Here is a 24,829-nt window from a genome sequence, read left to right on the forward strand (position 1 = left end):
AGTGGATGTTCGTTTTGCTCCGACCGAAGCGGAGCGTAGACATAAAAGTGGGATGATAATCCCACGATATGCGAATAGTGGGGTGCTATGTGCCAGTGGCACATGTTTAGCACCGACCGAAGCGGAGCGTAGAAAGGATTGTGGGAGTGCAACGCACGGAACAATCCGTAGGCATCATAGTTGGGGATTTTTGACACCCACATCATAGGATGCCAAAAGCGGTCTGTTTTTACCATTTTGGTATAAAAGAGAAAGTTTCTTTCAAATTGCAGTGAGAACGGAAAGGAGATATTTTGAAAAAACTTCTGATATATCTTCGCGACTATAAAAAAGAGAGCATTCTTGCCCCGGCGTTCAAAATGCTGGAGGCAACGTTTGACCTTCTGGTTCCTCTTGTTATGGCTGCGATCATCAACACAGGAATTGCAAACAAAGACAAGGGATACATTCTGTCACACTGCGGACTTCTGATCCTGCTCGGTGTGATTGGTCTGACCTGCAGTATCACCGCACAGTATTTTGCGGCGAAAGCATCCGTTGGATTCTGTACGAAGGTGCGGCATGTGCTGTTCTCACATATCCAGTCCCTTGGATTTGCGGAGATGGACAAGCTGGGTACTTCCACACTGATCACGCGAATGACGAGTGATATCAACCAGGTGCAGAGCGGACTGAATCTGTTCCTGAGACTCTTCCTGAGATCCCCGTTTATTGTATTCGGAAGCATTGTCATGGCATTTATCGTAAGTCCGAAGGCGGCTGTTATTTTTGTTGTAACGATCCCGCTGCTTTCCATCGTTGTCTTTGGCATTATGTTGATCACGATGCCGCTTTACCGGAAGGTACAGGGCAGCCTTGACGGGATCCTGGGGATCACCAGGGAGAATCTGACCGGTGTGCGTGTGATCCGTGCTTTCGGAAGAGAGGAGCAGGAGAAGGATCGCTTTGAGGAGAACAACGCACTTCTGGTACGCAGCCAGCTTCTGGTCGGAAAGATCTCCGCACTGATGAATCCGCTGACTTACGTGATGATCAACCTTGCGGTTGTTGTGATCTTAAATACGGGAGCAGTGCAGATCCATCTTGGAAATATGCAGCAGGGCGATGTGGTAGCTCTTGTGAATTATATGAACCAGATTCTGATCGAGCTGGTCAAGCTGGCAAACCTGATCATTCAGGTGACAAAAGCAATGGCGTGTGCAGAGCGTGTTGCTTCTGTTCTGAACGTAGAGCCGGAAATGGAGTTTTCCTGTCCGGAAAACAATGCAAAAAACAGAAAAACAGGCACTTCAGATGAAGAAGTGGCATTTGACCATGTATCGTTCACTTACGGCGGTGCTGGTGCAGAAACGCTCTCCAATATTCATTTTACGGTGAAAAAAGGACAGACCGTGGGTATCATCGGCGGAACCGGAAGCGGAAAATCCACGCTGGTCAATCTGCTGGCACGTTTTTATGATGCAACGGACGGACAAATCCGCATCGGCGGTCACGATATCAGAAGCTATTCAAGAGAAGAGCTGCGTGGCAAGATTGGTATGGTCATGCAAAAAGCACAGCTGTTTTCCGGTACGATCCGTTCGAACCTTCTTTGGGGCAATCCAGGAGCGACCGATGAGATGCTCTGGGCAGCTCTTGAGACTGCACAGGCAGCCGAATTTGTACAGAAAAAAGAGAAACAGCTGGATGAACCGGTGGAGCAGGGAGGACGCAATCTGTCCGGAGGTCAGAAACAGCGTCTGACGATCGCCCGTGCTCTGGTGGAAGATCCGAAGATCCTGATCCTGGATGACAGTGCAAGTGCACTGGATTTTGCAACGGATGCGGCACTTCGAAAAGCAATCCGTGAGTTGGATAAAGAGATGACGGTATTTATCGTCAGCCAGAGAACATCCAGCCTGATGCATGCCGATCTGATCCTGGTGCTGGATGACGGCAAGACCGTCGGCATGGGCACGCATGAAGAACTGCTCGGAAACTGCCCGGTTTATCAGGAAATTTATGAAAGTCAGTTTGGAAAGGCAGGTGAGACGGCATGATCATGAGAATCTGGAAACATATTCGAAAATACTGGTTTTATATTGTATGCAGTCTGATTTTTGCCGCTCTTTCTGTTGCATCCCAGCTCTATGTGCCAATCCTGACCGGAAATGCTATTGACCATATGATCGGAGTCGGAAAAGTGGATTTTGCGGGCGTGGCGGCGATCGTACGGGTGATCGTGGCAGCGACTGCCGTGACGGCAATCTCCCAGTGGATCTTTGGTATCTGCAATAACAAGATCACTTATAATGTCAGTCGTGACCTGAGAAATGCAGCGATCGCCAAGATCCAGAGACTGCCGGTTTCTTATCTGGATGCACATCCGACCGGAGATCTGGTCAGCCGTGTGATCGCCGATGTAGAGCAGTTTGCAGACGGACTTTTGATGGGATTTACCCAGTTTTTTACCGGAGTTCTGACGATCCTCGGAACACTGGGTTTTATGCTGTATGTCAATGTGCCGATCACGCTCGTCGTTGTGTGCGTCACACCGCTCAGCTTTATAGTGGCAGGCTTTATCGCAAAGAAAACGTATCGTAATTTCCATATGCAGACCGAAGTCCGCGGCGAGCAGACTGCATTTATCAATGAGATGATCGAAGGACAGAAAGTGGTACAGGCATTCTGTCATGAAAAAGAAAATGTGGATCAGTTTGATGAGATGAACGAGCGTCTTCAGAAGGCGAGCCTGAAAGCCATCTTTTTCAGCAGCATCACAAACCCGGCCACCCGTTTTGTCAACAACGTGGTTTATGCCGGTGTGGCTCTTGTCGGAGCACTGTTTGCCGTGTCCGGCGGCATCAGCGTCGGTCAGCTGTCCTGCTTTTTAAGTTATGCAAACCAGTACACAAAACCGTTTAATGAAATTTCCGGTGTTGTCACAGAGCTTCAGAATGCCATGGCATGTGCAAGCCGCATTTTTGAGCTGCTCGATGAAGAAGAACGCACTCCGGACAAAGCAGATGCGAGAGTACTGACGGAAGAACAGGTTGACGGAACCGTAGAGATTTCCGATGTTTCCTTCAGCTATGTGCCGGACCGCAAACTGATCGAGCATTTCAATCTCTCCGTAAAACCGGGCGAGCGAGTGGCGATCGTAGGACCGACCGGCTGCGGAAAAACGACGATGATCAATCTGCTGATGCGTTTCTATGATGTAGATGCCGGCAAGATCTGTGTTTCCGGAACGGATATCCGCGATATCAGCCGCATTTCCCTTCGCAGAAGTTACGGCATGGTGCTCCAGGATACCTGGCTGAAATCAGGAACGATTTATGAAAATATTGCCTACGGCAGACCGGATGCCACAAAAGAACAGGTCATCGAAGCTGCCAAAGCGGCTCATGCCCACAGCTTTATCAAGCGACTGCAGGACGGCTATGACACCGTGATCTCAGAAGACGGAGGCAATATCAGCCAGGGACAGAAACAGCTGCTGTGTATCGCCAGAGTCATGCTCTGCCTGCCGCCGATGCTGATCCTGGATGAGGCAACCTCCAGCATCGATACCCGTACCGAGATCAAGATCCAGCAGGCCTTTGCCAGCATGATGAAAGGCCGCACCAGCTTTATCGTGGCACATCGTCTCTCGACGATACGTGAGGCAGATATTATTCTTGTGATGGACAGTGGAAAAGTTATAGAACAGGGAACACACGAAGAGTTGCTGGCGGAAAAAGGATTTTATGCAAAATTATATAACAGTCAGTATGAATTGTGATAGTTTTGTAAAGTAGTGTCCTTGTTTTGTAAAGAATTTCTGATATGATTATACCTGATACCAGTGGCACTTGTTTAGTGCCGACCGAAGCGGAGCGTAGATTGCGAGAGTTACTTCGTAACGGAGCAATTCGTGGGCATCAGTAAAAAAAGAACGTAACAGAAGGAAGGTGCTAAAGTGAAACAGATTGTCATATATAAATCGAGAACCGGATTTACGAAAAAATATGCAAAGTGGCTTGCACAGTCGTTAAACTGTGAGTGCATACCACAGGAAGATGTCGGCGGAGAAAGGCTCTCGGATTACGATGTGATCATTTTCGGGAGCAGCTTCCGTGCAGGAAATGTAGAAGAGCTGAAATGGTACAAAGAGACGATCCTGCCGTTTGAAAAGACAAACGTGCTGTTTGTGACCGGGGCGATGCCGCCGTCTTCTGCAGACGCTGTCAAGTCTATTGAACAGCAGCTGGGCAAAGGAGAGGACAGAGAAGTAAAAGTATTCTACCTGCAAAGCGGGCTGAATTATGAAGCGATGAATCTTGGCGATAAGCTTATGATGAAAGTCTTCTGCAAGATGATGAAGAGCCGCAAAGCACACAGTGAAGAAGAGAAAGCCCTTTTTGAACAGATGCAGAAATCCTTTGATGTCTGTGAAAAGGCAAATCTCGAACCGATGCTCAACTATATACAGGGATTATAAAAAAACAGGAATGTTACATAATTAGAATATGAGATGTGACATTCCTGTTTTTTGGTTTTATATAATAAAAAGCATCTGTTATGCGAACCGAACAAATGTATGTAAGATACGAAAAATCCAGTTATATCAAGGACTTTCAGCAAAAAGAGAAAAGTGGATTTGATTGACAATTATCGGAAATAGGGGTACACTGTTGGCGTAATAGAGGGCTAATTTCATAGAAGTTTTGTGGTGAGATTGCGTTTATGTGATCTCTTTAAAGGAATCCGGTGAGAATCCGGAACAGTTATTCCCTGCTGTATGGGGGACGAAAAAGATTATTTGCCACTGGTTAGTCAAACTGGGAAGGCATCTTGAGTAGGAGGAACCCAAGTCAGAACACAAACACAAAACCGGTTTATCAGCAACGTCCGCAGGCATAGCGGAGGTGTATTTTTTGTCCCCTTTTGCCCGGTGTCTGAAAATTATGAAATTGGAGAACACACAGAAAGGGAAGGAGGAAAACGAAAAAGGAAAACACAGATGTGAGCATGTGTAAAATAAAAAAAGCAAACAGAATCGAATCGCCAAAAAGCGAATGAGGAGGAACAAATGGAACGAAGAGAAAAAAGATTTGCTTCCAGAATTCTGGCATGGTTTCTGACTTTTTTGATGATCACAACCATGATTCCGACAAGTGCATTCGCAGCACTGCCGGGACAGGAGGCGGGAGCAGTTGTTTCAGAGGATGCGTCATCGGATGAAACAACGCAGGATGGTATTCTTTTAAAGACAACTTTGACGGACAAGCTTAAGGTAAAAGGACAGCGCAAGCTGTTCGATGTCTGGGCAAGAGATGCTGAGGACAACACGCTCAAACCGACAGCAACTCTTGACGGACAGGTACTTTCGGCAACCTGGAGTGATAATGTAAAGACAAGCTTTACGCTGGATTTCCAGGGCATGGAAGAAGGAGAGCATACCGTTGTTATTTCCGCAGAAGACGGAAAAGGAGCATCGAAAACACAGACTTATACCGTTATTTATCAGAAAGCCAAAAAAGGCGAATTTATCGGTTATGCAACGGTCAGCATTGAAGCCTTTACAATCTCAAAAGGTTATATCGTAGAACCGGTTCTGATGCCGGTTTACGAAGGTGACAATGCAGCGAAAGCATTTGTAAACCTGATCCGTGAAGAAGGCTATGATGTAGAATACACCGGAAGTCTGACCAGTGGTTTCTATCTGTCCCATATCGTAGGATCTAATGCAAAAAAACCAAAGAATGCGACAAAGAAACTGGATCTTGCCGGTGCAGCACTTGAGCCGCATATGGCAGAAAAACTTCCGGATCTGATGTTTGACGCCGACGGCGGAACAGAAGGTTCTCTTGGTGAATTTGACTACAACTACATGTCAGGATGGATGTACTGTGTAAATACGGTATTCCCGAATGTAGGATTTGCAGATTATTATCTGTCTGACGGCGATGTCATGCGTGCACAGTTTACTCTGAAGTACGGCGGTGATATCGGAGGTTCCAGCGGTATGGGCGGCGGCTATGATGATTCTTACAGCGTCGCAAACAAAGATGTGCTGACCACCACTCTGGCAAAGATCAATTCTGCACCGAACAGTGCCGAGCTGAAGGCAGATCCGGATATCGCAGCAAAGATCACAGAAGCAAAAGAAGTTCTGCAAAATATTGTTGCAGAACAGAGTGAAGTAGATAAAGTAAACGATGAACTGAACAAACTGCTTGGCGGTGAGATCACAAGTATCACACTGGATCAGAGTGAGATCACACTGGAAAACGAAGGTACCATGCAGTTAAATGCAAAAGTGGAGCTGACAGGCAAACCGATCGAGCCAATCGAATGGAACAGTGAAGAACCTTCTGTTGCAACGGTGAAAAATGGTCTGGTAACAGCTGTCGGTGCAGGAACGACCACGATCACGGCAACCTGCGGCGAAAAGACAGCAACCTGTAAAGTAACCGTAAATGCAAGTCCGCTTCAGGAAGTCCGGCTGGATAAATCAGAACTGGAAATCCTGAAAAATGACAGTGAAACACTGACAGCGACACTGGTTCCGGCAAATACCACAGATGACAGAACCGTTACCTGGAGCACAAATGCAGAAGATGTCGCAACGGTAAATCAGAGCGGAAGAGTAACCGGTAAAAAAGAAGGAACGGCTGTCATTACAGCAAAGGTTGGTGACAAAGAGGCCGGCTGTACGGTAACAGTTAAAGAAGTCCATACACAGCGGATTTATTTTGATGACAGCAAACTGACCCTGAATAAAGGAAAGAACAAAACCTTATCTCTGAGATTTGATCCGTCCAATACAACGGATGCAAAAAAAGCGACCTGGGAAAGCTCAGAGCCGAGCGTTGCAAGTGTTTCCACAAGCGGATACGTACGTGCACTGAAAAAAGGAACGACTACGGTCACGGCAAAAATCGGTGACATGACTGCTTCCATTGAAATAGAAGTTGTAGAAGTGCCGATGACCGGCGTAAAGATCAGCTATGGCTCTAAATCACTGAAAGTAAAACAGTCCACCTATATGTCAGCAAGCTATCTTCCAAGTGATACCACAGATACCAAGAGCGGAACCTGGAAGAGCAGCAATACAAATGTGGCAACCGTTTCCAGTTCAGGAAAGGTAACTGCAGTCAGTGAAGGCGAAGCGATCATCACATTCACAAGCGGTGCTTTTACTGCAGAATGTTATGTAAAAGTTCTGGCTGCAAATGCAGACGTGTTCAGCACCATATCCATCACTCCGAATCAGAAAGAGATTGGATGTGGCGTTTCTGATACACAGAAGATTATGGCAGACGTAGGCGATGGAACCGATCCGGTTGTATGGACTTCTTCCAATCCGGCAGTTGTGGCAGTCAGCACAGACCAGTCTTTGGCAGCAGCACAGTCAGCAGAGAATACGATGCAGGTTGGAAAAGAAGCAGTGGTCACAGCAACCGGAAAGGGAACAGCAGTGATCACAGCAAAATCAGGACAGAAGAGCGTAGATATTCCGGTAACCGTTGTAGCAGCCGGCATGAAAGAGTTCAAGATCCTGGCAGGAACCAATGCAGAAACTTCTTTTGCATACGAGATCACACCGGAATATAATATTACGAAAAACAAATATCAGGTTGTCATCCCGGATGCAATTACCAATGTATATCTCTACTCCAAACTTGCAGATAATGTAACTGCAACGGTAACAGCACGTTACACAGCGGCAAATAACGGATCTGCGAAGAATATTACACTGAGAAGTGGTGCGACATCAAGTGCCGCCTACCTGACCAAAAAAGACATGAATGGCAACACACTGTATGTAGATGTGAAGAAGGGAGACGAGACAACAACTTATGAATTTGATGTTGTTCGTGAATCCACTCTGAAATCCTTAAGTGTGGCATCTGCAGATGGAGAAGAAGTGCTTCATCCTGGTTTTGATAAAAATGTAACAGATTACACAGTCAGTGTAACCGACAACAACGACAGCATAAAAATAAATGCAGCAGCATTTCTGGAAAATGCAGCAGTTTCTGTCAACGGTACCGCAGTGACAGGAGAAACATCAGTTCCTCTGAGCGGAGATGAGACTGTGATCACCGTCAAAGCAGCAATGGAAGATGCACCGTCTCAGGCAAGAGAATACAAGATTCATGTTCTGAGAAAAAAATCCGTAAAACTGACACTGAAAACAGATCCGGCAGATACAGTGATCACACTGAAAGATGCTGACAGCAAAAAGCTGAAAGCAGAAAACGGTGTATACACACTGAAGGCAGAAGAAACTTACAGCTATGTTGCCGTAAAAGCCGGATATGTTACAAAGAAAGATACGATTTCTGTTACAGAAGACACCGAGAAAACCATCACAATGGAAAAAGCACCGGAGAGCACCAGAAAAGATGTATCCGCAGCATGGAAAAACTTCCGTAACAGTGATGACAACATGGGTATTACCTCTGCAAAAACACCAACGAGCGAGGCGACAACCTACGAAAAATGGTTTAAGAAACTGGGAAGCGGCTGGGGTGCAGCACCGAGTGTGCAGATCATCGTGGATAATTCCCTGATCGTCATGAGTGCAAACCATATTTACAAACTGGATCTGAATACAGGTGATATCCTGCAGACAGGCGATATGGTAGCAGCGACAAACTTTGGATACACACCGCCAACCTATGCAGACGGCATGATCTTTGCACCGCTGGCAGACGGACGTGTACAGGCGTTCAATGCAGAGACACTGGAATCTCTGTGGGTTTACCAGGATACGCTGAAAGGCCAGTCCTTAAGCCCGATCACTTACAGTGACGGTTATATTTATACCGGATTCTGGAATGCAGAGACAAAAGATGCAAACTATGTGTGCATCCCGGTTACGGATGAAGATCCGACGAACACACAGGAAGCAAAAGAAGCAGCATGGCAGTACACAAGCCTTGGCGGTTTCTACTGGGCAGGTTCTGTGGTACGCGGTGACTATGTTGTATTTGGTACGGATGACGGCACAAGCGGTTCAGACGGAACCGGACATGTATTATCTCTGAACAAGAAGACCGGAGCAGTTATGGACAGCGTTGATGTGATCGGTGACCAGCGTTCTACGATTGCTTATGACAAAGAAACAGACAGACTGTATTTCACAACAAAAGGCGGCTACCTCTACAGTCTAAAACTGAAATCCGACGGAACCTTTGATAAAGATACGCTGAAATCCGTACAGCCTGGAAGCATGAGCACCAGCACACCGGTTGTATACAACGGAAGAATCTATATCGGTGTGACAAGCGGAAGTAACTTCAGCGGAACCTATTCGATCAGCGTGATTGATGCGGCAACGATGACAGAGATCTACAAAGCACCGCTGAAAGGATATCCACAGTGCTCTGTACTTCTGTCAACCGCTTACGAAAAAGAAGACGGAAGTGTTTATCTGTATGCAACTTATAACAACAATCCGGGCGGTATCACTCTGATCCGTGATAAAAAAGGACAGACAACTCCGGATGTAGAAGAAATTTTCACACCGGAAAAAGCAAGACAGCAGTACTGCATCACAAGTATTATCTGTGACGAAAACGGTACGCTGTACTATAAGAACGACAGTGCATGCGTTATGGCGGTTGCATCCAGTGAGGCATATATGACCGGCGTAACATCAAGTGCAGAGGGCAGCAGTATTGACGCAGGTGCAGCATTTGATCCAAAAGCAAATTCACATAAGATCAATATTTTTTCAGAAGCAGAAAAGACAACACTGATGGTAAAAGCGTCCGCAGGAAGTACTGTGACCATTAATGGTGTAGAAGGAAACATTTACAATCTGGATCTTACGGATGAAGAAATTACGGTACCAGTTGTTGTGAAAAAGGGTGTGGAGAGCAGAACTTATACGCTGATCGTACAGAGAAAAGAGCCAAATGTAAAACTTAGTGAGCTTTGTGTGACTACCAGTAATGGAGTACCAAGTTCAAGCAGTATGGTGCCAATGACACCGACATTCAGCAACGATGTGCATGAATATCGTGCAGAATACAGCAGTACAAAGAGCTTTTTAAATGTATGGGCACTGGCACAGGATGCAAATGCAACCGTAAAAGTATATCCGGTTCTGGTCGGAAGCAGTACAGCAGTAAATTCAGATGGAACAATTCCGGTTACAGCAACAACGAATACACATAACCGCTATGCTATTTATTTTGGAAATAATGACTGTGCGAAGGTACGTGTGGAAGTTATTTCAGAAGGCGGTTACGCAGAGGCTTCTTATTTTGTAACTATAAAACAGAAAGCAGGAAATACACCGGTTATTTCGAATGCTGCAGGCGTAAGCAAAGATGAAGCAGCCGGAAGTATCACCCTTACTTCGAACGAGTATGGAGCATTCTATTATAAAGCAGTACCGTATGGAGAAACTGCACCAGAATCTATTGATACAACAGGAGAAGGAAGCGGCATTGAGGTTGGCGAGTCAACCGTAGAAGTCACAAATCTGCCTTCTGCAATCAGTGATGTTTATATGGTTGTAAAAGATAACGATGCACAGCCACATACCAGCAATATGCTGAAAGTGACGATTGTAAACAAAGAAGCAGCTATCACAGAACTGAACGCATACAAAAATGCAGATGATTACCGTGATGCTGAAAAAGCCAAGATCACAAAGATCCTTGCAAATGCAAAGGTATTGATCAACAATGCAGAATCAGCAGAGGACGTTGCAGAACAGTTAAGCGATGCAAAAGCAGATCTGGACAAACTGAAAACAAGTGCAGAACTTGCAGCGGATGAAAAGACACAGACCGATGCAGATGCAGTAAAAGCACTGATCGAAGCACTTGGAGATGTAACACTCGAGAAAAAAGAAAGCGTAGAAGCAGCAAGAAATGCATACGATGCACTTTCCACAGATGCGAAGAAACTGGTTTCCAATTATGATGTTCTGGTTCAGGCAGAAAAGACCATTCAGACTCTGGAAGCAAAGAAACAGCAGGAAGAACTGAAAAACCAGATGGATGCAGCGGCAGCAGCATCCGTAAGCAGTGCGATCACAGCAATCGAAGAAGTAACGCTGGATAAGAGAGGTGTGGTAGAAGCAGCAAGAGCCGCATACAACACACTGACAGAAGATCAGAAAGCTCTGGTAACAAACTACACAGATCTGACCGCAGCAGAGAACCGCATTGCAGAACTTGTAAAAGAGGCAACGGACAAAGCAGAAGCAGACAAGGCAGAGCAGGCAAAACAGGAAGCTCTGAAAGCCAAAGCACAGCCGGTAGTCGATGCGATCGCAGCAATCGGAGAAGTAACACTTGACGGTGAAGAAGCGATCACAGCAGCAAGAAGTGCATATGAAGCACTGGAAGCAGATGTGAAAGCAAAAGTAACAAACCTGTCTGACCTGGTCGTAGCAGAGAAGAATCTGGCACTGCTGAAAGCAGAGAAAGAGAGTCAGGACAAAGATGCAGCGGCAGCAGCATCGATAAGCAATGCAATCACAGCGATCGGAGAAGTAACGCTGGATAAGAGAGGCGTAGTCGCAGCAGCAAGAGCCGCATACGATACTCTGAGTGATGTCCAGAAATCACTGGTAAGCAACTACAAAGATCTGCAGTCAGCAGAGAGCAAGATCGCAGATCTGGTAAAAGAGGCAGCAGACAAAGCAGAAGCAGACAAGGCAGAGCAGGCAAAACAGGAAGCTCTGAAAACCAAAGCACAGCCGCTAGTTGATGCCATTGCAGCAATCGGAGAAGTAACACTTGACAGTGAAGAAGCGATCACAGCAGCAAGAAGTGCATATGAAGCACTGGAAGCAGATGTGAAAGAAAAAGTAACGAACCTGTCTGACCTGGTTATCGCAGAAAAAGACCTGGCTGCACTTAAAGCAGCAGAAGACCTGAAAGCTCAGCAGGATGCTGCAAAGAAACAGGAAGAAGAAGCCAAGAAAGCACTTGAAGAGGCACAGAAGGCTCAGGATGCAAAACTGAAAGAGCAGGAAGAAAAACTGAAAGCAGAGAAAGACAAGTATGGATTTAATGAGAAGACAACTTTGAAATCTGCAAAGGTGAAAGGCAAAAAAGTAACTCTGAAATGGAACAAGGTTAAGGGTGCAAGTGGATACGAAATCTACTGCAAGACTGGAAAAGGCAAGTGGAAACTTGTGAAGACGCTCAATAAGGGCAGCAAGGCAAGCTACAAACTGAAAGGAAAAGCAGGTAAGAAATATACCTACAAAGTACGTGTATTCCAGAAAGTAGAAAATAAAGTGATCTACGGTCAGTACTCAAATACCAAGTCTGCAAAGATTAAAAAATAACAATTAAATTTCCGTATGCTGAGAGCATAAAAATATGAAATATATGCTTATCAGCAAGGAAGATGGATGATCAGGGGGGGCAGAAATCTGCCCCCGGATCACCATTACAAAGATTACAATCTCAGAAAAAGAGATGCACTTACAGAAAGAACAGGAGTGTGGAGAAATGAGCAGAAAAACAAAAAAATGTGGTTATAGAAAACGGATTCTTGCAGGGGTTCTGTCGGCAGTTGTAGCTCTGTCATCTGTCCAGATGCCTGTTACTGCTGTCCATGCGGCAGCGTGGGATCAGAATAAATTTTCAGACAGTCTGAAGCTGCGTTTCTGGAACAATGAAAAGCCGGGAGTGCGTTTTTATATCAATGCAGCGGCAAAATATATTCTGGAAAACCAGCAGGAGCAGTCAGAAAAAACAGGAAACAGCTACCCGACCGTAGGAAGTACGTTTGGAGAATGGTCAGTATGGGATCTGCTGCGCGGCATGTATACAGGGGCAGATTATATTAACAGCATACCGGAGAATTATTTTTCTGACTATTTAAAACGTGTGGAAGCACATGTAGAAAATAAGAAAGGAAATCTGCATGCGGCAAAGTCTACCGAGTGGTCAAGACTGATCTTGCCGCTGACTGCAATGGGATATGATATACGAAGTGTGGCAGGCTATGATTTTATTGAAAAACTATCTGATTCATTCAGTTTTTCGTATCGCCAGGGCATTAACGGTCCGATCTGGGAGATCATTTCCATGAACAGCGGCGGTTATGAATTTGACCAGACGGATCATCCGGAAACAGCAAATACCTTTGGAAAAATGCTGGATTACATTCTGAATCTGGAGATCACCGATGCAAACGGAATCAAAGGCGGCTGGGCATTGTCAGGAAATGTACCGGATGCCGATATCACTGGCATGACACTGACAGCATTTGCACCATATTATCTGAGTCAGGAAAAATATGAGCAAACAGATGCAACCTATAGTTATGATGAGTTTGCAAGTGCGGTAGAACGCGGTATTCTCGTGCTGGCAAATATGCAGAAGCCGAACGGCGGTTTTGAGAGCTGGGGAACGGTCAACAGCGAATCGACCGTATGGGCGATGATGCCGCTTCTGGAAATGGGGATCGATCCGAAATCAGATAAGGTAACGTTGCCGCATATCGGAAAAACATGCAGCTTTGTCAAAGAAGGAGCGACACGGGACGGCGTTTACACCGACAATATGGTAGATGCACTTCTGACCTTCTGGGCAGCCGGAAGCGGAAGCAGTGCGTCGATCGGCGGATTTAAACATGTAACGGCAGGCTACGACGGAGGTGGCGGTTCCGGCACAACGGTCAATCCGATGGCAACCGACCAGGCACTTTACGGACTGATTGCATACGACCGTTTTGCACACAAACAGAATTCCCTTTTTGATATGCAGGATCAGCTGGACGGCAGTTATCTGAATGCCACGGCAGATACTTATACGATCACCTATGACGGTCAGAAAGAGGGCGAGACCTTCACAACAGAAGCTTCCCCTTATGCAGAAGTACTCTTATCCGAAGGAAAAGTAACCGATGAACAGGAAACATTTTTGACGGAGTGGAATACCAAATCGGACGGAAGCGGAATCAGCTATTATCCGGGAGAACTCCTTTCCATGCCGGAGCAGGATATCACGCTTTACGCACAGTACGGACAGCCAAGTTATGCACTGAAATTTGAATTAAACGGTGGTACTCTTTCCGATGACATCATTCTTCCGGACACCTACAGTCCGAAAGACCAGATCACACTGCCGACCGCAGATGAGATCACAAAAGCAGGATGTAAATTTGACGGATGGTACACCAATGCGGAATTTACCGGAAGCAAAGTGACCGAAATACCGGCACACAGTTATGGCGATAAGACTTTTTATGCAAAATGGACGGTAAATACTGAAAAAGCAAATCAGTTTTATGCGATCGTGAATCGTCTGTCCGGCCATGCGACAGCCATTTCTGATAAAGAAGACATTGAAAAGGCGAGAGAATTGTATGATTCAATGCTGGATATCGAGCGGGAGCGGATCACGGCAAGTACTTATCATACTTTCCTGAAGAAGGAAAAAGAACTGAAGGAACTGCTTGCAAGCATGGATCAGGCAGAACAGGTCAGTGCGATGATCAAAGCACTGGATAAAGAACTGACGCTTGCAGATGAGCAGCCGGTAGTGCGTGCAAGAAATGCCTACGATGCACTGACAGAAACAGAAAAAGCGATGGTAGAAAATCTGGATATTCTGACGAAAGCAGAAGAAAAGATCTCACAGATGAAGGAGAACAAAGAAAAGGCAGATGCCGTGATCCGTCAGATCGAAGCGATCGGAGATGTGACCTTAGATTCCAGAGAGGAGATCACAGCGGCAAGAGAAGCATTCCAGGCACTGACAGAGAGCCAGCAGGCACTTGTTCCGGAGCGTGTGAGAAAACTTCTGGAGAATGCAGAAAAGAAGATTACAGAGCTTTTGGAGAAGAAAGACAGGATCGATGCATTTTCAAGCTGCGTTAAGCGGATCCCGGAAAAAGTGTCACTTACAGATGACAGTCTTTCACTGCTTATGAATGCCCATGCCGCATGGCTGAAATTGAACGATGAAGAAAGGGCACAGGTAGATGGAAAGCTGATCGAACAGATCAAAGAAAAAGAAAAAGAACTGCAGGAGCTTGCACAGGCAGAGGCAACGGATGAGGATTATACGGCAGTCAAAGAGATGGAAGAGCGGATTGCTGCGGCAAGCGGTGAGGTGAAACTTGAGGATGAAGAGACCCTGAAAAAGATCCGAAGTGATTTTGATGCGATGACAAAGATCCGGCAGGCGATGGTTGTCAATTATTATTCTCTCGTTGCACAGGAAATGGATCTGGAGAAGCTGAAAAAAGATACCGCCATCGCAGAAGCCATCAGCGAGCGAATTGCAGCACTTGGCGAGATCACCTTTGAAAGTGAAGAGACGCTGACGGCACTGCGAAAAGATTACACTGCACTGACAACCGCACAGAAAAATCTGGTCAGAAATTATGAGCTGCTTGCACAGGCAGAAAATAAACTGGCAGATCTCAAATACAACAGAGGCCAGGCAGAGTCAGCTGTTGAAAAAATAAATGCCATAGGAGAAGTGACCCTGAACAGTCGTGAAGCTATCGCAAAAGCAAGGGCGGCGTACGATGCACTTCTGGAAGATCAGAAACAGTATGTCAGCGAAGAAATCTTAAAAATATTGACCGATGCGGAGGCAGAATATGCGAGACTGGAGTCCCTTGTTCTGAAAAACATCACGCTGGATAAAACAGAAGTCAACATGAAAAAAGGAGAACGGGTGACACTTCATGTGACTTACGATCCGGAAGATACGATCAGTGACAAAACCATCATCTGGAATGTGGCAGATCCTTCCGTGGCAACCGTGGAAAACGGCACAGTGACAGCCATCGGCGGCGGAGAAACGGCGGTGTCCGCCCATGTTGGAATGCTGACAGCGACCTGTACCTTAAAAGTGGAAGTTCCGCTGGAGAAACTTACATTTACAGAAAACAGCGTGACGCTGAAAAAGGGCGAGAGTCATATGTTAAAAGTACAGCTCCTCCCGGAAGATTTGAATGTAGCGGTCAGCATCCGTTATCGCAGTGCTAATCCACAGGTGGCATCTGTGGATGCAGACGGACAGGTCCGTGCACTTGCATCCGGAGAGACCCTGATCACAGCGTACTGCGTGGAGCAGCCTCAGATCCTGGCACAGATCAAAGTGACAGTTAAAGAAACGCAGCAGGTACAGCCGAAACCAACCGATCCAAACCAGAATATCACCGTTTCCGTACCAAAAGTTTCCTTTATTTCCCTGAAGGCATCCAGGAGCAAAAAAGCAGTGCTGAAGTGGAAGAAGATCAAAGGCGTGTCTGGATATGAGATTTCCTACGCGATCGGAAAGAAGAAAAACTGGAAGCGGGCGAAGACGATCAAAAAGGCGAACACCACAAAACTGACCTGGAAGAAACTGAAATCCAGGAAAAAATATTACTTTAAGATCCAGGCCTATAAGATCGTCGGAGGAAAGAAATACAGCGGAAAATACAGCAAAATTCGTTCTGTAAAAGTAAAATAAGCGGTGACTGATCCGGAACATCACAATTACAGTGAAAAATGGATCAGAATATTTTACAGTTTCAGAATAACAGGAGGAGCATATGAAAGAGCTTTTTCAAAAAATGATGAAAAAGTTGCGGAAACATTCAGAAGCAGCAGGTGCCATTGCGGCACTGCTGCTTATTGTGCTGTTTTCGGGAGTGATGATCCTGGGAATCCGTACGCAGAGAGAAAGTGTGCCGGAAAATCCAATCGATGGCATGGAGAAAAGCTCGATGGTCATGCTGACCGGCACGAAAGAAGTGCTGGCAGAGCAGACAAAAGAGAATGGAAGCAGCCGGCAGCAGATGCAGAATCAGCAGTCAGAAAATCAGGATATGAAGGAGACGGAGAGCGAATCGTCAAAAGAAAGCGGAGCTGACAGCCAGGGCACAGAAAGCACAGGGAGCGGAAGTAAAAACGAAAACGGCAGTTCAACAGAGGCAAACAGAGATGCTTCCGGAAACAATTCCGGCAATGGCAGCGGGACTGCATCAGGAACAAACGGAGGCAATTACGGAGACGGAACAGGCGGCGAAAAGACGGATGGAGACGATAAAAACAACAAAAAGCCGAATAAGAATCACTCCGGAAATAAAAACAAAGACAAAAACGGCAAAAAAGACAGGCAGTATTTCCGGACAACGATTGAAAACGGCGGGACGGTCACAAAAGCAGATTACAGTTATCAGATTGAACAGCTGACGGATCTGAAAGTACTGAAAACAGAAAACACCTTAAACGACGGCAAAGTGACCACTTACCGGGGAAGTCTGAAACTGGCACACGGCGAAAATAAGATTCTGGTGGCAGTCACTTATCAGCAGAAAGACGGTACCAAATTTACTGTTTCCAAAGAATATACCATCTATTACGACGAAGAAAAACTGCTGATCCAGACAAATCTGTCCGATCAGACGGTAAAAAGCGATCACATTTCCTTCCGTGCCTGGGCACAGCTTGGCAAAGAGACGTTTGCACTGACGGCAACGCTAAACGGTACACCGATCAGTGCCGATGAAAACTGGGATTATAAAGACGTTCCTTTGCAGGAGGGCGAAAATCAGATCGTTCTGGATGCAGAAAAAGACGGAAAGAGCGAACAGCAGGTTTATACCATAACTTATGAACGACCGCAGAATCAGAATATCCGCTTTGACACCGATCTGGAGGACAAAGAAGTATATAAAAAGAAATACCGGTTCTATGCACAGGCCTTTATGGGCAGTGACAAAGTCGAAGATCTGACCGCCTGGCTGAACGGAACGCAGCTTTCACCGACAGATGGTGACAACTATGAAGTGCTGCTGGAAGAGGGCGAAAACCAGATCACGCTGTATGCAGAAAAAAACGGAAGCAGTGAAGAGATTACCTATACCGTAACCTATGTCAAACAGAACAGCGGAGACGGAGACGGCGAAGGCAATGTGGAGGCACCAAGAGTTACCTGTACGCTTGGTGATTCCGGAAACAGTCTTGAGACGCAGCGAAAGAGCTTAAGTTTCCAGGTACAGGCAACCGATTATCATGGAAACGGGCTTGGTGCAGACAACATCCGCATTTCCTGTTTCGGTGACAGCGGAGACAATATTACCGGTCTGATCTGGGAGAACAGCGGCGATGTCAGTTACCATACGGAATTGTCCCAAGGCTATAATACCATGGTGATCACCGTCACCGATGCAGAAGACAACACAACGGAACTGACTTACAGCATTTTCTGTACGGCGGCAGAGAGCGGGGAGCGGATCGGAACGGTCCACATCAGCGTGGAAGCAACGACCGTGGGAAGCGGTATTCTGCTGTCACAGGATGTAGATATTTATGAGGGAGAGACTGCGGCGGAGACGGTAGTACGCATGCTGCAGAATAATGGCTATTCTGTTGACTATACCGGAAACTATGAGACCGGTTTTTATCTGGCAAGGATTAGTTCCGAGAGCAATTTTGTCACCGGAAATATTCCGGAGGATTTAAGGACCAAATTGGAAGAACACGGCTTTGAAATCTATGATTTTACACCGAACAGCCTCGGAGATTATGATTTTACAAAAGGAAGCGGCTGGATGTATCAGGTAAACGGCGTTTACCCGAACTATGGCTTAAGCGATTACTGTTTCCAGAACGGCGATACACTGCGGCTGCGTTTTACGCTGGCATACGGAGCTGATATCGGGCAGGACATGACCGGCGGTTCAGATAACTGGGGGTATGAATGGTAATGAAAAAGGGAAATGATCAAAAACAAAATGCAGAAAAAAGAAAAAACAGAATGACAGCCCTGCTCATGGCACTGATCCTGTGCGTTGGGATGGTTTCCGGCACAAACAAGGAAGTGCGGGCACAGTCTGCATCCCAAAACAGTGAGACGCAAACAGCTTCTGAATCAGACGTTACGACAGAAAATACAGCAAATATAGCAGAAAATACAACAAAAAGTGCAGCAACTGTCACACATTACGAATACACGACAGAAGAAGTAAAAGAAACCATCCAGGGTATTTTTGAGTGGGCCAAGAGCCTCACAAATGCTGACGAGCTGATCGATAAGACCTTTCTGGAAGGGGCGGATACTTCGCTCAATGACTGGTTTGCCTTTGCAGCAGCGAGAAGCGGATACAAGGAAGACTATAAAAGCTATCGAAAAGCGATGGAAACAGCGATCGCCAAAAAATATGGCACAAAAAAAGAAAAACTCGGAAAAGCGACCGAATATCAGAGAGCGGCACTGGTGATCGCGGCTCTTGGCGGTGATCCACAGGCAGTAAGTGACATGGCAGGAGAGAAGACCATCAATCTGATTGCAGACGGAACGTACAACCGCGGAAAGACAGAACCGCTCGATACGCAGGGAACAAATGCACTGATCTGGGCACTGATCGCACTGGATTCCGGGGATTATGAAGTGCCGGAAGATGCATACCAGAGCCGGGAAGAGATCCTGGCAGAACTTTTAAAAGCACAGGAGAGTGACGGCGGATTTTCCCTCTCAGCGGGTTCCGGGCAGATGGATGTAGATATCACTGCCATGGCACTGACTGCCCTGGCACCATATTACGAAGAAAACAGCGAGGCGAAAGCGGCAGCAGATCTTGCACTGTCCTGGATCTCTGAACATCAGGAAAGTGACGGAGGATTCTGTTCTTCCATGGATACCGGCACAGAAAGCTCTGAGAGTTGTGCACAGGTTCTGACGGCTCTTTGCAGTCTAGGCATCGATCCGCAGAGCGACAGTCGTTTTATCAAAAACGGAAATACCGTGCTTGATAATCTGATGAGCTTTCGTCAGGAAGATGGCGGATTTGTCCATGCTTATGTTTATGATGCGTCCAATCCGGCATCCATACCGGATGAATCCGATTTCCTGGCAGGAGGCCAGGCGGCATACGCACTGACCGCATTCTGCCGCTACAAAAACAATATGAAAAATTTATTTAACTTGCGTCCGGAAAAAGCATCCCTGCTTTCGAAAAATGGCAGTGCCATGCCGGTCATGGTCATCGCAGTGGTGATTGCAGTGATCGCAGCGGCAGTGGTACTGATGTTAAAAAGAAGAAACAAAAAAGAATGATCCGGCACAGGAGAAGCATGGGATGCCATGACAGCAAAAACAGGATTCAGGTGTGCAAAAATACGGTTGGGAAGAAAATTTTAACGGATTTTGCAGAAAGTAAACAGTATAAATATAACAGGACAGTTATGAGAAAGAGAGGACATATGAGAAAAACAGAAGCAATGATAAACGAGATTGAAAAAGTAATCATTGGAAAAAGAGAAGTGATCGAACAGGTGCTGATGACAATCCTGGCGAAAGGCCATGTGCTTCTGGAAGATATTCCGGGAGTCGGAAAGACAACGCTGGCACTGAGCTTTGCAAAAGTCATGGGCGTGGACTATCACCGAATTCAGTTTACGCCGGATGTTACCCCTTCCGATGTGGTCGGATTCTCCCTGTACGACAGGCAGAGTGGAGAGTTTCAGTACAAACCGGGGGCAGTCATGTGCAACCTGCTTCTGGCAGATGAGATTAACCGTACTTCCAGCAAGACACAGGCAGCCCTGCTTGAAGTAATGGAAGAAGGAAATGCCACGGTAGATGGAAAAACCTATGAAATCCCGAAGCCATTCACTGTAATTGCCACACAGAATCCGTTCGGTTCTGCCGGAACACAGATGCTCCCGCAGTCTCAGATGGATCGTTTTATGGTCAAACTCTCCATGGGTTATCCGGACTTTGAAAGCCAGATCAATATCCTGCGGGATCGTCAGACGGAGCAGCCGCTGGATTTGCTTCAGATGATCTCATCCCGAGAAGAAGTACAGCAGCTTCAGCAGGAAGTAAAAGAGGTAGAAGTGGCAGATGATATCCTCAGATACATCACACTGCTTGTAGAAGCGACCAGACAGAACGACAAGATCCAGCTCGGCGTCAGCCCGCGAGGAGCACTGGCCCTCAACAACATGGCAAAAGCATCCGCTTACATAAACGGGCGTGATTATGTGATCCCGGATGATGTCCTTCGCGTATTTGCAAAGGTATGTGCACACCGCGTGATCCTGCATCCGCGTGCCAAAGTTGCGGGTATCCAGGCAGAAGAGATCATGGAGCAGATCACACATCAGGTTTCCATTCCGGAGATCAGATAGGAGGAGAACATGAAAAAATCCAGAATCCTTGCCGGCATCTGGATGCTGTTTCTGGTGGTTGCATATCTGGTAAGTGCGAGCATCACCATAGGAATTGCAGCTGTGGCAACCGTTCTGCTCTGCTTTTTCTGCTTTTTTCTTTCGATTGCCATGAAAAATAAAGTAACCTGCTATTTTGAAGTGCCGGACATGGCAGAAAAAGAACAGCAGGTTTACGGGAAACTGATCTTTGAAAACCACAGCCTGCTGCCGGCAGGACGCTTAAGGGCAGAACTTCTGTTTCAAAATCTGCTGACCGGAGAGAAAGAAATCTGCCATCTTGACAGTATGGCAGCGGGGAAAGAAAAGACAGAAACGAAATGGAGTGTTTGCAGCAACTGCTGCGGGGCCATCAGAATATCCGTGCAGAAACTTCTGGTCAGTGATATGCTGGGACTGTTTTTGACCGAGCAGAAGCTTAACATCAGCGATACCATGATCGTGCTTCCGGAAATGAAAACGGTGGAAGTACAGGTCGGGGATAGTTTTACGACCGACTGGGAAAGCATACAATATTCCGAACAGAAAAAAGGGGACGATCCGGGAGAAACCTTCGGGATCCGGGAATACCAGCCAGGTGACAGCACGAAGATGATTCACTGGAAAATCTCACAGAAACTGGGAGAACTTTATGTGAAGGAACCGGGACTTCCGGTAGAAAATGCAGTGCTTCTGTTTTTTGAGACAGCAAAACTGACCGGGGATAGCAGAACTTCAGATCAGGCAGAACTGATGGAAAAATTGATCTCCGTTTCCGAAAATCTGACGGAGAAAGGGATGCATCACAAGATCGGCTGGTACGATCAGAAAAAAGAGCAGCTTTGTATGGAAGAAATCGACTCCGCAGATAACCTTGCCCAGATCATACACGGCTTACTTTCACTGGAGAGAAAAGAAAAAACATTCACAGGCTTGCAGGAATATGCACAGAAATATCAGGAACAGCCATTTGGACATATTCTCTATTTTACCGCAGAAGATCCGGGAAATCTGGCAGATCTCTTTGCATGGCAGTGCAGTTTCCAGACCGTACGGCCAGGAGAAGATGTCGGTATCCTGCTGATTTAGGAGTGAAACATGAAGAAACACAGAAAAATTCAAAAAAAGCAAGAAACAGAACTGTACGTTCAGGTTGCAGAGAAGTCGGAAAACCAGAAAGAAAATGTCGGAGAAGCACTTGCCTGTTTCTGCATTTATGTCGGATGGTATCTTATGGTGATGCAGTTTTGCAGGGCATCTCTGACGATGACTCTTTCTGGCAGTGTGGGAGCGATTCTACTTGTGATGGCCGTTCTTGTAAATGGACAAAAAGAAAAGAAATTCATACGGAAAATCGTGCATGAAATTCTGGCAGCGGCAATTCTTTGTTTTCTGATCAGCTTTACGATCCGAAAGGGCTGGATCTTTCAGGGAGCACTGATCGCCGGAAACGGGCTGCTTGAGACGATCGGGAGAAATATGCGAACCTTTGAGCCGGATTATGCACTTACGATTTCCGAACCTTTGCAGCCATTTGTCACAGCCGTTTTTTATGTGACAGCAGGCATGGTTCTGGCAGCTCTTCTGGAATTTTTAAGGGTCAGCAAAAGCTGCATCGGAATGATTCTCGTCAGCCTTATTCCGGGAGTTCTGCTTCTGATCTGGCAGAAAGAAGCAGTTCTTTTTCCGGTGCTTCTGATCTATGTAGGTTTTCTCTGCCTTGTTGCCTTTCGGAAAAAAGAAAAAGGTCTGGCACAGTTACAGACAGATGTGATGCTACTTGTGTTATTTGCGGCAGTGACGGCAGCCGGATTTTTCATGCTTCGGGGAAAAGCTTCGAGTTTTTCGCCAGACAATCCGTTCTCGCAGAAAGTACAGAAATTTGCAGAACAGATCCGTTATGGGAAAAAGACGGTGGATTCCCTGCCGGAAGGACAGTTCCGGAGGCTTGGAAACCTGAAACTGACCGATGAAGCCGCTCTGAAAGTGACCATGGAACATCCGGATTCTCTCTATCTTCGTGGATTTGTCGGCAGTATTTACACAGAAGACGGCTGGAAACAACAGGATGCAGATGAAATTTATGATAAAAAAGATCTGTTTTACTGGCTTCACAAAGAAAACGTTTCCGGGCTTCAGCAGCTTACCGCTCTTTATCAGCTGGAAAATCCTGCAGACGATGACACCGGAAATATGACGGTCACGACCATTGGTGCGAGCCGGAAATATGCTTATGTGCCGTATGAGCTGAGTACGCTTCCGGATACGCTGGAAAATGTCCGAAGTTTTGGAGATGACCGCCTGATCCCGGAAGGATTCCGGCCGCAAAAGACGATTTCGTTTCCGGTACACAGCAATCTGATCAGAAAGTATCCGCAGATCGCATCCGTATATTATCAGGATCAGGATACGGAGGCATTTGCAGAATACAAAAAATGCGAAAACAGCTACAATGCATATGTATATGACCAGTATCTGCAGGTACCGGATTCTCTGAAACAGATGCTTACAAAAGTGCTTGCTTCTGATTCGGATGAGAAAGACAGCGAAAATGTTACGTCTCATATTTCCTATGAAGAGGCAAATACCAGGATTACCGGATATTTAAATGAGAACATCACTTATACAGAAGAGATCGATCCGAAGAATACAGATGCATCCGGAGAAGATCAGAAAACAGATGCAAAGACCGGAAATTTTGTGACCGATTTTCTGATGACGGAGAAGAAAGGCTATTCCGTGCATTATGCATCGGCGGCTGTTCTGATGTACCGCTGCTTCGGAATCCCGGCACGCTATGTCGAGGGTTATCTGGTCACGCCGGAGATGGCAGAAAATGCTCAGGATGACGGAACGATCTATGTGACTGGAAAAGAGGCCCATGCATGGGTGGAAATCTATCAGGACGGCATCGGATGGATCCCGATGGAAGTGACGCCGCCGTATCTCGATAAGATGGAACGCCCGGATTTCGAGACGGTTTCCTGGCAGGGAGCACAAAATCAGGGAGCTTCTGAGCAGACGGACACAGCAGAACAGATCAAAGATGAAGAGCAGACAAAGCCGGAAACCAGGAAAGGCAGAAAACAGCTGCCGGTCCGGAAAATTCTGATCGTTGTGATCCTTTTGCTGATACTGGCACTGATCCTGTGGATCGCTTATCAGATTTTAAAATACCGCAAAAAATGGAAAGAAAAGAATCGGGCGATGTATTCGAAAGATGCCTCACAGGCGATCCGAAGCTGTTATGCACAGCTAAGGTGCTGGCTTATGTACGACGGAGTCCGGATAAAGGGAGGCTCCAGATATCAGATCTGCGAAGAACTGAGCAGAAAGTATAGCTCCGAGATGGCAGATCAGTATCGGAAAGTGACAAGACTGGCAGAAAAAGCCGCATACAGCAGCCATGCCATGGAAGAAAAACAGGCAGAAGAAGTCCGGGCATTTCTTATGAGTACCCAAAAACAGATATTAAATGAAAAGAATCTGTTTCAGAAATGGAAGATGCAGCTGAAAGTCCTCTCCTGAAACACCGGACAGGATCTCCGGCAGATCACAGGGGCACAAAAGGATAAGCAGAGCCGGTAATTGCTTGACATTTCCGGCAAATCAGCTTATCATACGAATATTGTGACCAGAAATCGGTGCCGTCCGGCATCCATAAAAGGGGTATCATGATCAGCCAAATGGACTGCTGAATGATACAGAAACAGGAAAGGA

10 protein-coding genes and 1 riboswitch are annotated in these 24,829 nt (G+C 46.4%); all 10 genes read left to right on the forward strand.

The genetic code is table 11. The features are described 5' to 3' along the window. Nucleotides 1-293: 293 nt before the first annotated feature. The gene (locus tag LKD42_RS05910; RefSeq protein WP_248835099.1) at nt 294-2,039 is read left to right on the forward strand and encodes an ABC transporter ATP-binding protein; all 1,746 of its coding nucleotides are present in this window, start codon (nt 294-296) and stop codon (nt 2,037-2,039) included. Beyond that, nucleotides 2,036-3,763 (forward strand): ABC transporter ATP-binding protein, encoded by a 1,728-nt coding sequence (locus tag LKD42_RS05915; protein ID WP_248835100.1) that lies wholly within the window; start codon nt 2,036-2,038, stop codon nt 3,761-3,763. Before LKD42_RS05910 ends, LKD42_RS05915 begins: the two co-directional genes overlap by 4 nt. A gap of 177 nt (nt 3,764-3,940) precedes the next feature. After that, on the forward strand, nt 3,941-4,462 hold the full coding sequence (locus LKD42_RS05920) for a flavodoxin domain-containing protein (protein WP_022119529.1): 522 nt from the start codon (nt 3,941-3,943) through the stop codon (nt 4,460-4,462). A 211-nt stretch (nt 4,463-4,673) separates the two neighbouring features. Further along, nucleotides 4,674-4,866, forward strand: a riboswitch (cobalamin riboswitch). A gap of 187 nt (nt 4,867-5,053) precedes the next feature. Next, complete coding sequence (locus LKD42_RS05925) at nt 5,054-12,289, forward strand: Ig-like domain-containing protein (protein WP_248835101.1); 7,236 nt, start codon at nt 5,054-5,056, stop codon at nt 12,287-12,289. A gap of 166 nt (nt 12,290-12,455) precedes the next feature. Beyond that, nucleotides 12,456-16,424: an InlB B-repeat-containing protein gene (locus LKD42_RS05930; RefSeq protein ID WP_248835102.1), complete on the forward strand. Its 3,969-nt coding sequence runs from the start codon at nt 12,456-12,458 to the stop codon at nt 16,422-16,424. Between the two features lie 103 nt (nt 16,425-16,527). Continuing rightward, nucleotides 16,528-18,666, forward strand: coding sequence for a DUF4430 domain-containing protein (locus tag LKD42_RS05935; RefSeq protein WP_248835103.1), 2,139 nt, complete (start codon nt 16,528-16,530; stop codon nt 18,664-18,666). Then, complete coding sequence (locus LKD42_RS05940; protein WP_248835104.1) at nt 18,660-20,015, forward strand: prenyltransferase/squalene oxidase repeat-containing protein; 1,356 nt, start codon at nt 18,660-18,662, stop codon at nt 20,013-20,015. Before LKD42_RS05935 ends, LKD42_RS05940 begins: the two co-directional genes overlap by 7 nt. 146 nt (nt 20,016-20,161) lie before the next feature. Next, entirely contained in the window at nt 20,162-21,091 is a 930-nt protein-coding gene (locus LKD42_RS05945; protein WP_147631945.1) for an AAA family ATPase, read from the forward strand. Nucleotides 21,092-21,100: 9 nt separating this feature from the next. Then, nucleotides 21,101-22,198: a DUF58 domain-containing protein gene (locus LKD42_RS05950; protein ID WP_173866391.1), complete on the forward strand. Its 1,098-nt coding sequence runs from the start codon at nt 21,101-21,103 to the stop codon at nt 22,196-22,198. A 9-nt stretch (nt 22,199-22,207) separates the two neighbouring features. Continuing rightward, a complete protein-coding gene (locus LKD42_RS05955) occupies nt 22,208-24,637 on the forward strand; it encodes a transglutaminase TgpA family protein (RefSeq protein WP_248835105.1) in 2,430 nt (809 codons plus the stop codon). Nucleotides 24,638-24,829 lie beyond the last annotated feature (192 nt).

Source organism: Hominisplanchenecus faecis, assembly GCF_020687205.1.
In the GTDB taxonomy this organism is placed as follows: Bacteria; Bacillota; Clostridia; order Lachnospirales; family Lachnospiraceae; genus Hominisplanchenecus; species Hominisplanchenecus faecis.

Coding starts and splice junctions, on each gene's coding strand:
- LKD42_RS05930 (WP_248835102.1), top strand. CDS start 12,456: ATGAGCAGAAAAACAAAAAAATGTGGTTATAGAAAACGGATTCTTGCA.
- LKD42_RS05935 (WP_248835103.1), top strand. CDS start 16,528: ATGATGAAAAAGTTGCGGAAACATTCAGAAGCAGCAGGTGCCATTGCG.
- LKD42_RS05950 (WP_173866391.1), top strand. CDS start 21,101: ATGAAAAAATCCAGAATCCTTGCCGGCATCTGGATGCTGTTTCTGGTG.
- LKD42_RS05925 (WP_248835101.1), top strand. CDS start 5,054: ATGGAACGAAGAGAAAAAAGATTTGCTTCCAGAATTCTGGCATGGTTT.
- LKD42_RS05940 (WP_248835104.1), top strand. CDS start 18,660: ATGGTAATGAAAAAGGGAAATGATCAAAAACAAAATGCAGAAAAAAGA.
- LKD42_RS05955 (WP_248835105.1), top strand. CDS start 22,208: ATGAAGAAACACAGAAAAATTCAAAAAAAGCAAGAAACAGAACTGTAC.
- LKD42_RS05945 (WP_147631945.1), top strand. CDS start 20,162: ATGAGAAAAACAGAAGCAATGATAAACGAGATTGAAAAAGTAATCATT.
- LKD42_RS05915 (WP_248835100.1), top strand. CDS start 2,036: ATGATCATGAGAATCTGGAAACATATTCGAAAATACTGGTTTTATATT.